This window comes from Providencia sp. PROV109 (assembly GCF_033681625.1).
Lineage (GTDB): Bacteria > Pseudomonadota > Gammaproteobacteria > Enterobacterales > Enterobacteriaceae > Providencia > Providencia hangzhouensis.
Window position 1 is genome coordinate 1,199,271 of record NZ_CP096320.1, and the last position, 13,103, is coordinate 1,212,373.

The 13,103-nt window shown below is 40.7% G+C and carries 12 protein-coding genes; 11 read left to right on the forward strand and 1 reads right to left on the reverse strand.

What is annotated here, in order from left to right; all coding sequences use genetic code 11:
• Positions 1-26: 26 nt before the first annotated feature.
• From M1F25_RS05505 to M1F25_RS05520, 4 genes are all read left to right on the forward strand, one after another.
• Positions 27-761, forward strand: coding sequence for a hypothetical protein (locus M1F25_RS05505; RefSeq protein ID WP_094961076.1), 735 nt, complete (start codon positions 27-29; stop codon positions 759-761).
• A complete protein-coding gene (locus M1F25_RS05510) occupies positions 758-1,453 on the forward strand; it encodes a hypothetical protein (RefSeq protein ID WP_094961077.1) in 696 nt (231 codons plus the stop codon). The genes M1F25_RS05505 and M1F25_RS05510 overlap by 4 nt, the downstream gene beginning before the upstream one ends.
• On the forward strand, positions 1,438-2,169 hold the full coding sequence (locus M1F25_RS05515; protein ID WP_094961078.1) for a hypothetical protein: 732 nt from the start codon (positions 1,438-1,440) through the stop codon (positions 2,167-2,169). Before M1F25_RS05510 ends, M1F25_RS05515 begins: the two co-directional genes overlap by 16 nt.
• A gap of 169 nt (positions 2,170-2,338) precedes the next feature.
• Positions 2,339-4,396 carry a TonB-dependent receptor family protein gene (locus M1F25_RS05520; RefSeq protein ID WP_181489422.1) on the forward strand — a complete coding sequence of 686 codons (2,058 nt, stop codon included), beginning with the start codon at positions 2,339-2,341 and terminating at the stop codon, positions 4,394-4,396.
• Positions 4,397-4,435: 39 nt separating this feature from the next.
• Here the strand turns inward: M1F25_RS05520 and M1F25_RS05525 are convergent, their stop codons facing one another.
• Positions 4,436-5,152, reverse strand: coding sequence for a Crp/Fnr family transcriptional regulator (locus tag M1F25_RS05525; RefSeq protein ID WP_004257865.1), 717 nt, complete (start codon positions 5,150-5,152; stop codon positions 4,436-4,438).
• 95 nt (positions 5,153-5,247) lie between these two features.
• Here M1F25_RS05525 and M1F25_RS05530 point away from each other — a divergent pair, with 95 nt between their 5' ends.
• The 7 genes from M1F25_RS05530 (at position 5,248) to M1F25_RS05560 (ending at position 12,856) form a co-directional block, all read left to right on the forward strand.
• Positions 5,248-6,336, forward strand: a complete 1,089-nt coding sequence (locus tag M1F25_RS05530) for an ABC transporter substrate-binding protein (protein ID WP_181489424.1) — start codon at positions 5,248-5,250, stop codon at positions 6,334-6,336.
• A complete protein-coding gene (locus M1F25_RS05535; protein WP_165879924.1) occupies positions 6,329-7,348 on the forward strand; it encodes a FecCD family ABC transporter permease in 1,020 nt (339 codons plus the stop codon). Before M1F25_RS05530 ends, M1F25_RS05535 begins: the two co-directional genes overlap by 8 nt.
• Positions 7,345-8,085, forward strand: a complete 741-nt coding sequence (locus M1F25_RS05540) for an ABC transporter ATP-binding protein (protein WP_004257851.1) — start codon at positions 7,345-7,347, stop codon at positions 8,083-8,085. The genes M1F25_RS05535 and M1F25_RS05540 overlap by 4 nt, the downstream gene beginning before the upstream one ends.
• 36 nt (positions 8,086-8,121) lie before the next feature.
• A complete protein-coding gene (locus M1F25_RS05545; RefSeq protein WP_181489425.1) occupies positions 8,122-8,472 on the forward strand; it encodes a cupin domain-containing protein in 351 nt (116 codons plus the stop codon).
• 13 nt (positions 8,473-8,485) lie between these two features.
• Positions 8,486-9,256, forward strand: coding sequence for a class I SAM-dependent methyltransferase (locus tag M1F25_RS05550; protein WP_072503039.1), 771 nt, complete (start codon positions 8,486-8,488; stop codon positions 9,254-9,256).
• 214 nt (positions 9,257-9,470) lie between these two features.
• A complete protein-coding gene (locus M1F25_RS05555) occupies positions 9,471-11,672 on the forward strand; it encodes a TonB-dependent siderophore receptor (RefSeq protein ID WP_181489427.1) in 2,202 nt (733 codons plus the stop codon).
• Between the two features lie 83 nt (positions 11,673-11,755).
• Complete coding sequence (locus M1F25_RS05560) at positions 11,756-12,856, forward strand: ABC transporter substrate-binding protein (protein ID WP_181489429.1); 1,101 nt, start codon at positions 11,756-11,758, stop codon at positions 12,854-12,856.
• Positions 12,857-13,103: the final 247 nt, after the last annotated feature.

Here is a 13,103-nt window from a genome sequence, read left to right on the forward strand (position 1 = left end):
ACGTGAGACAAGGCGGAATTTAGAATATGAAAAGTCAAGATATACTGATTCTTTTAAAAATAATTTCGATGCATATCGATTTGAATCGTCAGAATTTCGATAGTGATACTTTTCATTTATATGAAAGTAAAGTTGATTGGGGGGATATGTTTGGGGGGCAGGATGCTTCGGGAGAGTCATCCGCGGATTTTTCTTTAGCTCATGTTGATGATGATATTTTAGTCGTCGTAGAGGATGAATGGACAGAAAAAGGGCTAAAGCCTAGTTATAATGAGGAAAGCGCGATTAAAAGCCGTTTTTCTGTCAGAAACCTTGAGTTTTTGACAGGAATTAGTAAGTCACAAATCAGTTTAGGCTTAAATCGTATGTACGATGTTGGTCTAGCGAAGCCAGATAGAAGATTAGCGATTCCCAAGGTGAATACTAAGGCTTTATTTGATTTTATTGCTTTTGGAATCAAGTATGTTTTTCCTGCAAAGGAAGGTGAGCTGACAAGGGGGATTGCAACATCAATAGCAGCTCCTGTATTAAAAGGAAAACTAATGACATCAGGAGAATTTCCTCTTGTATGGCCAGATCCAAGAGGAAAGACAAAAGGATTTGCTATTGAGCCATTACATTCTAATATTATTCGTGCAGTTCAATTAGATAGTAGGCTGTATGCAATGTTAGCTTTAGTTGATGCGGTTAGGATTGGCAGACCGAGAGAGCACAATCTATCCTTAGAAAAACTAAAAATCATTTTTGAGGAAGTTAAATGAGCGAAAAGGTTAACTTACAAAAAAGTATGTTACTGGTGGTTGCAGATGCATTAGGTGAAGAGCTATTAGCTCAAGTTGTCTTTGTTGGCGGTTGTACTACAGGCTTGTTAGTCACTGATGAATATACCAAAGAGCAAATTAGATATACTGATGATGTTGACTTAGTGGTCGATATAGTTGGTTATGCTAAGTGGAGCCAATTACAAGAAAAGTTGAGAGAACGAGGGTTCAGGGAAGATCCTTTTGATGATGTTATCTGCCGAATGTTAATTGGTGAACTCAAAGTTGACTTTATGCCTGTAGACCAAAATGCATTAGGTTTTAGTAATCGTTGGTACAAAGACGCTGTAGAAATGGCATGCCAATATCAATTAACTCAGAATGTCACTATAAATTTAATTCGGCCTGAATATTTTATTGCCACAAAATTAGAGGCGTATCTAGGTAGAGGGAATGGTGATTTATTAAGTAGTCGAGATATTGAAGATATTTTAAATATTTTCGATGGAAGAGAAAGTATTGTTGAAGAGATCTCTCAGTCAAGTACAGCATTAAAAGAATATATTTCAAATAATTTAGCTTTATTGATTAATGAATATGATTTTGAAATGGCAGTACAGAGCACTAGCCAAGGAATTCGTTCACGAGAAGATATTATTTTTGAAAGATTAACCCAATGCATCAAACATTAACGCGAACAGCTAAAGAGCTCTCATGGTTATTTGCGACTCAAATGGGTGCTGATAGAAAACAAAATAAAGATTTATATGCGTTAATTGACCGAGGTAATTTTAATTTGGTGATTGCTTTTGATGTTTCAACGTCATCTCCAGCTACTACTGAAATGGCTAAATTCTTCTTTGAGATAGTTATTCAAGAATTAAATTCAATAGAGCAGAGTCACTTAACTGAAAATATCGTTGATCATATTTTACAGCTTGGATTTAAAGAAACTAAAGCTAAATATAAAATTGGGAAGGCGAGTTTATTAGTTATTGGAACTTTTAATTCGGGGGAATCTGTTTTCTGTTTTCATACGGGAGATATTCGTTTAGGTAACTGGAAAAAAGATAAATCGATAAATTGGCTTACTAATGTTCATACTGGTGCTAATCCACTCGGCGAACCTTTTGTACAAAGTATGTTGAAGGATGAAAATAGAAAAATAGTTACTCGATGTTTTAATTTACAAAAAACATTTTTACTTGATTATAAAAAAGTCACTGAGGTGGATTGTCGGCTAATTATTGCAACAGATGGTTTTTGGGCTGAATGTGATAATGAAAAGCAACAAGCCATTATTGAAGGAAGTGAATTTTCTGTTCAAGATGACTTATCTGTATTGGTTTTAACGTGGGATCGTGATGATAAATTGCCATGTAATCAAAATGGGCTATTGATACTTTGATACCCACAGTAACTTAAAGTGCCACTTGGTTAATTACATGTGTGATTAGCCTGAAAACGAAGTTCACTCTAGGCATTTTTGACAAATGTCATAGGGATATCTAAACCCATCCTCTATTTTAAACCCCTTAAATGAAAATGATAACCATTACTGTTATTGGGGTGAATATATGTCTCATCGTTTAAAACGGCACCAATTGGCGCATTGTATTGCACTCACTTTAGGTATAGGAACTTTGGCGACACCAATTGGGTTCGCTGCACCAGCAGTGACATCGGACAAACTGATCGTCACGTCTTCAACAGGTCAAAACCGTTTGTCACCGAGTGAACAGCAAGAAAAAGGCAAGCTTGAAAAAGTGGCTGGCGGAACAAATTTAGTTGTTATCGAAAAAGAGACTCGCCTTGCGACCTTACAAGATGCTCTTGATTATCAGCCTGGGCTTGTGATTCAAAATTTCTTTGGGGGGATTGATCAGCCACGTTTGAATATTCGTGGGTCAGGAGTACAAAGCGCACCGCTTGCTCGGGGTGTGTTGCTGCTCCAAGATGGCTTACCTGCAACAGATGCAGACGGCAGTTTTCACATCAGCACCTTAGAAATGCGTGATGTGCGGATGGTAAGTGTACGCCGCGGCGCAAATAGCCTTAACCCACAAAGTAATAGTTTGGGAGGTGAATTGGATGTGCTCTCTTACACGGGTCGAAACGAGCAGGGCCGCCTACGCTATGAGTACGGCTCCCATGGTCGCGAAGGGTTACAAACGGCATTTGGTGGCGTTTCTGACGATGGGGTATTTGATGGTCGTGTAAATTTCACTTATGACCATTTTGATGGCTATCGCAAACACTCTGCTTCTCAACGTAAAACGTTACGCAGCAACTTTGGTTATGTGACTAATAACTTTGAAAACCGAACTTGGTTGAGTTGGACAGATTTGCGCTTTGACGTTGCGGGGCCTGTTTCTGAAGAGGTACTCAATAATAACCCTACAGATGTGTACCCGATGGTGTGGCTACGTGACCCACACCGTAATGTTGAGCAATTCCGAGTGGCTAACCGCTCAGACTGGCAAGTGGATAACCAAGCGATTGGCGCTGGAGTTTGGCACATTCGTACTCATGATAATTTTACTACTCCCGCTTACTACCGTTTTAGCCGCAGCCACAGTGAAGGGCTACAATTCACCTATAATATTGAAACTGAACCCGTGACATACCGTACGGCACTTGCATGGGACCAAATGACCTTGCAGACTGAATTAATGCAAAACCGTAAAGGGACACCGGCAGACAAAACAAGAATAGGCAAATATGATGGCCGAGCTGAAAACCTCTATGGCAGTGTGGGGGTAGACTTACATATTACACCAACAGTGACAGTTAACTTAGATGTCAAAGGTACGCATGCACGCCGTGACGTAGAAAAACGGCAAAGTCATTTGTCGTTAGACCAAAGTTGGACATTTTGGACACCAAAAGCGGGGGTTATTTGGCGCCCAACGGAAAGCCAGCGCTACTTTGCTAATATCAGTGCGAGTGAAGAACCTGCAACATTTTGGGAAATTATTAACTCTAGCAATGGAAAACTGACGAAACTCTCACCACAAAAAGCCATTACTTATGAAATTGGTGGAGAAGGGGATGTCACTGATGGGTTGAAATGGAACCTTGCGCTGTACCGCAGTCAAATTAAAGATGAGTATATTACCACTTATGACAGTGCAGGGACGGTTGTTGGCGTGTTTAATTATGCCGCGAAAACCCGCCATCAAGGCTTAGAAGCTGGGCTGACAGGACGTGTTGGCGCAGGGCCGGGGGATATCAATTACCGAGTTTCATGGACTTATAATGATTTCCGTTTTATGGGGGGAGAGTATAACGGCAACTATATCGCAGGTATTCCTCGCAATATTGTCGCTGCCGAGGTGTTATATGAAATTGGGGATTGGAGCTTCGGGCCAAATATTCATTGGGCGCCAACGGATATGGCTGTTGATCACCAAAACAATCTCGATGTTCAGAAACGTAAAAATTACGCCGTATTAGGGCTTAAAGGTAGCTATAAACCAACAGAGCAGTGGTCTGTGTATTTATCGATGGATAATTTAACGGATGAACGTTATGCGACAACATCAGTTGCTAATCAGACCGTCACAGCAAAAGATAGCACCTTGTTCCCCGGTATGGGCTTTAATGTGAATGGTGGTGTAACCTATAACTTCTAATAATGAATAAACGCATTAATATTCGTTAATGCGTTATTCTTAAAATGGGCGCTGTGCAGAAATAGATAATTTCGTTAAGTAGTTTTCATTATGGATATGCACAGTGTCTTTCTCGATATCAATAAACCCTTTTTGCCGCCATCCAGAAACTAACCGACTGAGTGTTTCGTAACGTATGCCTAATTTAGCCGCGAGCTGGCCCCGAGATAAAGGCAAAACAATATTTGAAGTCAGTTGCTTATGTTTTAAATCGAGAATATAGGCCGCTAGCCGTTGTTCAGCAGAACTCGAAGTTAGCCAGTCGATATGGTTAATGTTCTCATATAGTTTGCTACTAAAACGCCTTAGCAGTTTCTCCATAATTTGCGGGCAGGCATGGCATAGTCGTAAAATATCGCGTTTATCAAGTAGCAAAGCTTCACCGTCGGTTTTTGCCCGTAAACTCATGGGATAACGGTTGTGAGGCATAAAAACGGCTGCGATGGCAACAATTTCCCCCGTACAAAACAAACCAAAAATTTTTTCTTCACCCAAATAGGTGTGGCGATACACTTCCATTTGCCCGCTGATCATCAAGGGGCAATGCTTAAATGGTTCCCCTTCATGGTTCAGAATTTCACCACTTTTAAAGCGAATATGGCCACAATTTTCCAGCAGTAATGCCAGTTTCTCATCTTCTACCCCATTAAACAGTAAGCACGATTTAAGGGCATTGAGTGATTGTGCATGGGGGAAAACGTTTTTGACAAATGTCATAGGTCATCCTCTTACGCCGTCTTAGAATGGCTTAAGTATAAATGATAATCATACACATTATCAATTGAGATGTTAGCAGAGAGCTGAATAACCCTATGATAAATAATGCTTTTAGACTCGCCGCCGTTTTTCTAACTTTCGGTGGAATAGCCAATGTATATGCATCACAAGCCGTTGATTTCACAGATATGTCAGGTGATAAAATTCATTTATCATCCCCTGCAAAACGTATTGTTGTGATCCCAATCCCTGCCGCTTCGATGTTAGTTGGCATGGATGAAAGCAGTGAAAAATTAGTCGGAATGCATCCTTTTGCAAAGGTTGCTGCGCGAGATGGCATGCTAAGCCAAATGTTTTCTCCTGTTCTACAAGTGAATTCAAATGTGGTGGGTAACAATTTTACGCCAAACATTGAAGCATTACTTAATGTGGAGCCCGATTTAGTGTGGCAATGGGGGCATAGAGGAGATGACATTATTTCTCCTATGCGTGATGCAGGGCTCACCGTTGCTACGTTAGATTATGGGCAAGAACGCTATACGCAAGAGTGGGTTCGCCTAATGGGGCAAACACTTGGCCACAATGATAAAGCGCAAAGGATGATCCAGTGGCGCCAAGAAGTTGTCGATACACTCTCAGCAACTACCGCTGAAATACCAGAAGCGCAGCAGCCCCGAGTCCTGTATTTATCCAATTTTAACCAGAGTATTCAAACATTTGGCTCAACATCACACAACAATGCAGATTTTGCACTGGCGGGTGGGGTGAGCTTAAACCGTGACCTCACTGGGCCAAGAACCCTCAATATTGAGCAAATTCTGGTTTGGGACCCTGACATTATTCTATTAGGTAATTTCGAAGAAGGGTTATCGCCAGCTGATGTTTACCGCAACCCTATGCTAAGTGAAGTCACCGCCGTGAAAAACCAGCGTGTGTATAAGCTCCCTATTGGTGGTTTTATCTGGGATGCACCAAACCAAGAAACACCACTGTACTGGCAATGGTTATCGATGATTTTTCACCCAGAAACGATGAAAGTGCCATTGCGTGAGGAAATTCGCCTTAGATATCAGCAACTTTATGGCTATGACGTGTCAGATGAGCAAATTGACGGAATTTTGCAAATAGAGATGAACAAAAGTAGCCAACACTACCTTTCTTTGATGGGGAAACCGCATGCGTAAGCCCCAATATCTTTGGTTCATTTTTGCTATTGGCCTATTGTTGACTTTTGTTTTGGCCCTAAGCTGTGGGCGTTACCCAGTTTCGTTTTCCGCGGTTTGGCATATTCTCTATGACACTATTTTTGGTAATGAAATGATGGGGAACTATAGCCGAACGGAACAAAATGTGGTGCTGAATGTGCGCTTACCGCGTGTTCTGATAGCAGGAACGGCAGGGGCTGGGCTGGCGGTTGCGGGGGCGGCTTTGCAAGGTATTTTCCGCAACCCATTAGTTGGGCCGCAAATTATTGGTGTTTCATCAGGGGCTGCATTGGGTGGCGCGCTAGCTATTTTATTATTTTCTTCTTTGTTGATCACCATTTCATTGGCTTTCATCGGTGGGTTGCTAGCTATCGTGCTGGTTTTCTTATTGGGTTTGAATCGCCAAGGCAGCCAGCTATTAATGTTAATCCTTGCGGGGGTGATTATTAATGCTTTTTTTGCTGCATTAATTTCGTTAATTACCTATTTTGCAGACCCAAATAACACGTTACAAACCATTGTTTTTTGGCTTATGGGCAGCTTTGCCAGTGCGTCTTACCTCAAACTCAATATTGTTTTTCCTGTGGTATTAGTCTGTGTCTTGGTCATTTTTGCGCTGCGTTTTCGTATCAATGTGCTGTCTCTTGGGGAAGAAAATGCACAAGCCTTAGGGATGAAAATTAATAGAACCCGCTGGGCTGTGTTACTCAGCGTAACCTTGATCACCAGTGCGACAGTGGCGGTATCCGGCACCATCGGCTGGGTAGGGCTGATTGTTCCACATATTGCACGGCTAATGGTAGGGCATGATCACCGGATATTACTGCCTGCCAGTGCGGTCATTGGTGGGATTTATATGGTAGCTGTCGACACCTTTGCACGCAGTATGACGAATGCAGAAATTCCATTAAGTGTGATCACCGCACTGATCGGCGCCCCTATTTTTGCACTACTGATCCACACATTGAATAAAAAGGTGGCCGATTTATGATCCAAGTTGAACACCTTAATTTCAAAATAGCCCAACGCCAATTATTTACGAATGTTAGTTTTCGGCAACCAAAGGGCAGTATTGGTGCGATTTTAGGGCCAAATGGCCGCGGAAAAACAACTTTATTAAAACTACTACTCGGCTTACAAAAAGGATCAACAGGCAATATTTCCCTAAATGCACCCGTCGCTTATGTTCCACAGCTTAGTGGTTCACTGTTTCATTACTCTGTTCGCACTATGGTGAGTCTCGGGCGTATTCGTCATTTACCTTGGTATGCCTCACCCAATGAAAAAGATAACCAAATTGTAGAGCAGTGTTTAGCGTACTTAGGCATAAGCAAATTTGCTGACCAACCCTTTAACTGCCTCAGTGGAGGGGAAAAACAAATGGTCATGATTGCGAGGGCATTAGCCAGCGAACCAGAAATTCTGATTCTTGACGAACCGACATCCGCATTGGACCTTGCCAACCAAGACAGTGTGCTCAGCGTCTTACGTGACTTAGCCATACATCGCGGAATGACTATCTTATTCACGAGTCATTATCCACAACATGCGCTGCATATCGCTGATTATTCACTGTTGTTATTTAACGGCAGCGGTTGTTTATTTGGTGAAACTGAACAAATTTTAACGGAAGAAAACCTGACACAACTGTACCAATTACCCGTCGCAATTACGCCAATGGATTATCAAGGCCGGCAGACCCAAGGGGTCATTCCGCTATTTAGATAACTGAATGAAAACGATTGAATTAAGGAATATTAAACGATGAGCAATAACACAATAACACCTTCAGAAGCGCTGACTATCAATCAGTTAATTAATTATACTGAACAAGGTATTGCAAGCCGCATATTAGCGAAAAATGGCGGGGGAAATATCACCTTATTTGCTTTTGATAAAGGCCAAGCGCTGTCTGAACACAGCGCCCCTTTTGATGCGATTGTGATGGTTGTTGAAGGGAGCTTACAACTTACCATCGAAGGAAAGCCTGTAATGGCTAAACCGGGGGAAGTTGTCAGAATGCCTGCTAATATTCCTCATGCGGTAGATGCGCTTGAGCCCGCAAAAATGCTGTTAGTTATGTTACGTGAGCCTGAAACGGCTTGTACACATTAACTTGGAGGTGAAAATGGACCAATCATTTACCGCCCACGAAGCAGGGCACAAATTTCTAGCACGCTTGGGGAAAAAACGTTTACGCCCAGGGGGAAAAGAAGCAACCGAATGGTTACTTAGCCAATCAGGGTTACACAAGAACAGCCAAGTTCTTGAAGTCGCGTGTAATATGGGAACCACTGCCATTGAAATTGCCTCCCAATTCCATTGTCATATTACGGGTATTGATATGGACAAGCAGGCGCTCGTACAAGCACAAAAGAATGTTGCGAATAAAGGGCTAACAGATTTAGTGACAATCCAAATGGCGGATGCATCAAAACTACCGTTTGAGGACAACAGTTTTGATGTGGTTATTAATGAAGCCATGCTAACCATGTACGGCGATAAAGCGAAAGCGAAGCTATTGCAGGAGTATTATCGAGTACTAAAACCGGGTGGCTGTTTATTAACCCATGATATTGCATTTAAGGATGCCCAAGCTGTTCAAAGTGTGGTTTCCCAAATGCAGCAAGCGATTAATGTTAAAGCACAGCCATTACCTGAAGCGCAATGGGTAGAATTATTTCAACAAGCGGGCTTCCAACAAGTGGTATCTCACACTGGGCCAATGACGTTGCTATCACCAAAAGGGTTGATTTACGATGAAGGCATTTTGGGTGCCCTAAAGATTATCCGTAATGCATTGAAGAAAGAAAATCGTCCCCAATTTTTGCGTATGTTCCGTCATTTTCGGCAAAATCGTGGAAAGTTGAATTATATTGCAGTCGTTAGCGTGAAGTAATTAATAGGAAGATCTTGCGCAAGGATGCGTGACTAGTACTGAATAACCTTTCATTATCTGTTGTTAATAATAATAATTCTTATATTTATCTTGATTCTTAGTTACTGTTGATAATAATTATTTGATAAAATAATAAACAGTAATTTAGTTATGCATTGTGATTTATTTTTTAGATTCAATAACAGCAATTCTAATAATGTAAAGGTTTAATTTAATGAAAATAAAGCATTTTTTTATTATCTCTCCTTGCTTTCTCCCTTTTATTTCCCCCTCCGTATTTGGCGCCGATAAAAAAGAAGAGTCCATAACCGTATCTGCTACACGTGGTTATAAAACCGTTTCAGAAATGGCACAAACCACATGGGTGATTGATAATGCTGAAATTGAGCAGCAAGCTGAAGGTGGAAAAGAATTAAAAGATATTTTAGCGCAGCTTATTCCAGGAATGAGTGTCAGTGGCCAAGGGCGGACAAACTATGGCATGAATATGCGTGGCCGTTCAATGATTGTGATGGTGGATGGAGTACGCCTTAACTCTTCTCGTAGTGATAGTCGCCAATTAGATTCTATCGATCCTTTTAATATTAATCATATCGAAGTTATTTCAGGCGCAACGGCGATGTACGGTGGTGGTAGCAGTGGTGGCTTGATTAATATTGTGACGAAAAAAGGCCAAGAAGAAAAACAAGTTTCCCTGCAATTAGGTGGAAAAACAGGCTTTAACAGTGGTAAAGATCACGATGAAAATATTGCTGCAGCAGTAAGTGGTGGTAATGAGAACGCTCACGGACGTGTTTCTGTTGCTTATCAACGCTATGGCGGTTGGTATGATGGCAAAGGTAATGCGATTAATATTGATAATACCCAAACAGGGCTACAATTTTCTGATCGTCTGGATGTGATGGCGTCAGGTACTATCAAAATCGATGAAAAACAACAGGTTCAAGCTGTTTATCAGCATTATAAAAGTGAGTCTGATGGTAAACACGGCCTCTATTTAGGAAAAGATTTTTCCGCAGTTAAAGGACAAGGTGAAGCTTATAACAGCAGTAAATTAAGTTCTGACCGTTTGCCGGGAACTGAGCGTAATTTGCTCAATTTACAATATTCAAATGCAGATGTATTTGGGCAGGATTTTGTTGCACAAGTTTATTATCGTGATGAATCACAAAAGTTTTATCCTTTCCCAACCCTTACAGGCAAAGATGTTACAAGTATCAGCTCATCGGATCAAAAAACCAATTTTTATGGAACTAAGCTGACGTTCAATAGCCAACCTATCGATGAATTAACGTTAACTTATGGTGTGGATGCAGAGCATGAGCAATTTCGTGCGAACCAAATGTTTTTTGATTTAGATAAAGCGAAAGAATCCGGGGGAATGGACTTAACTAAAGCTTTCCAAATTGGCCGCTATCCAAGCTATACCACGACGAATATGGCGACATTTTTACAAAGTAGTTATGACATTACGCCAATGTTCACGTTAAGCGGTGGTGTACGTTATCAGTACACAGAAAATAAAGTCGATGATTTTATTGGTTATGCACAGCAAGAAGCGATTGCTAACGGAAAAGGTAAATCAGCAGATGCAGTACCGGGTGGGAAAACGGATTACAACAACTTACTGTTTAACGCAGGGCTGCTGGTTAACTTAACCGAAGAGCAACAAACATGGTTTAATTTCTCTCAAGGCTTTGAAATTCCTGATATTGCTAAGTATTACGGAACAGGTGATTATGCGAAGACCCCAGATGCCAATGGCCACTATCATCTCAATAAAAGTGTTAACATTAATGATACCAAGGTAAAAGGAATTAAGGTTAACTCTTTCGAGTTAGGATGGCGTTACACAGGGGAAAACTTACGCACACAAGTTGCTACCTATTATTCTTTGTCTGATAGAAGCTATGGCATTAATAAAGATGACATGACCATCTATATGAAAACCGATAAACGCCGTATCTATGGGGTAGAAGGTGCGGTGGATTACTTCTTTGCTGACTCAGATTGGAGTGTTGGAAGTAACTTCAATCTACAAAAATCAGAAACTAAAGTGGATGGTAGTTGGGAAAAATGGAGCGTTGATTTCGCGAGCCCATCAAAAGTGAATGCCTATATTGGTTGGGAGCCGAATGACTGGGCGCTACGCTTACAAAGCCAGCAAACGTTCAATTTAACGGATGCGGCTGGTAAGAAACTCGATGGTTATAATACCGTTGATTTATTAGGAAGTTATATGCTAACAGTGGGTAAAGTTAGCTTTGCTGTCGAAAACCTGCTGGATAAAAATTACTCCACAATTTGGGGACAGCGGGCACAAAGCTTATATAGCCCTAAATATGGCGCTGCAAACCTGTACGATTATAAAGGCCGTGGCCGAACTTTTGCCCTTAATTACAGTGTGACTTTCTAATTTGATATTTTAACTAATGATAAGCCACTGTACAGTGGCTTTATTCATACCAACCTATTTAAATTTAAGGTAAAAGATTTTCCATGAAATTATTTCTCACAGGATTATTGTGCTTACTAAGCTTTTGGGGGCAGGCAAAAACGCCAACGGTGATTACCGACTTACAAGGTCGTGAAGTCACAGTTAATCTTCCCGTTGAAAAATTATTTTTGGTGGATAGTCGTGATATTTTGCCAGTGGATATTGCTGCGGGTAAAAGTGGGATATCTCGTATTGCGGGTTGGAGTGATTCGCTTACGCAGTACGCGCCAGATTTAAAACAAGCTTATTTCAGTGTGTTGCCTGAATTAGACAAAATTCCAACCTTAAAGAAAACTCGTGAAGCGGGTCTTCAAGTTGAAAAATTGATCGAATTAATGCCTGATGTGGTAATTATGCATAAGGCTAATTATGGTGCGATGCGTGATAGCCAAATTTTACCGCAACTTGAAGCCGCCGGTATTCAAGTTATTTTTATTGATTTTCGAATGGATATCGCGAAAAACACGCCGAAAAGTATTTTATTATTAGGGAAATTATTAGGAACACAAGAAAGAGCTGAACAGTTTGCGAAACTGTATCAAGAAAAATTAGATGCGATTGAAAGCCAATTAGCTCAGCCATTTCCAGCTGTTTTGATTGAAGCGAATGCAGGGTTATTTAGCGATAATTGTTGTCAACTTTATGGTCGTTCAGGTTACGGTTCTTTAGCGGCCCTGGCAGGTGGAAATAATCTAGTTGCAGATAGCTTTCCTGCAAAAGGGGCTGAAAGTTCCATTGAGAATATTATTACATTAAACCCAGAATATTATTTACTGACAGGCGCCGATTGGCACAACTTTAATCGTCGTTCGCTCGCAGTAAGCTTAGGATATAATGCAAATAAAGCTAACGTGCAGAAGCAGTTATCAGTATTAATGGATAGACAAGGGATCTCTTCATTAACGGCAGTTAAAGAAAAGCGCGTTATGGCGATTTACCATAATTTTTACAACAATCCGATGAATATATTTGCCATTGAAGCTATGGCTAAATTTATGCATCCAGAACGATTTAGCGCATTAAATCCAGAACAAAACTTAGTCGAATTCCAAAATCAATTTACAGAGATCCGAGAAACTGGCGTGTTTTGGGTGAGTTTATAAAAATAGGGCTGCTAACTTTTTGTTGGTAATAGAAACTAACAAAAAGTTAGGTTGCTAATTTGTCTCTGCATAGCTTCCCATTTATCAATAAACTCTCTGAAACCCCTTGTTCTATCATATCTCCCAGTTTTTTTATAAACTGGGAGTATTGCTATGTTAGTCATGGCAACTAAAAATTTGTTAGCTAGAATCAAGAGATAGATCACAAATTGCTCAAATCTTGATTGAGTCTCCATTATTATCTAAC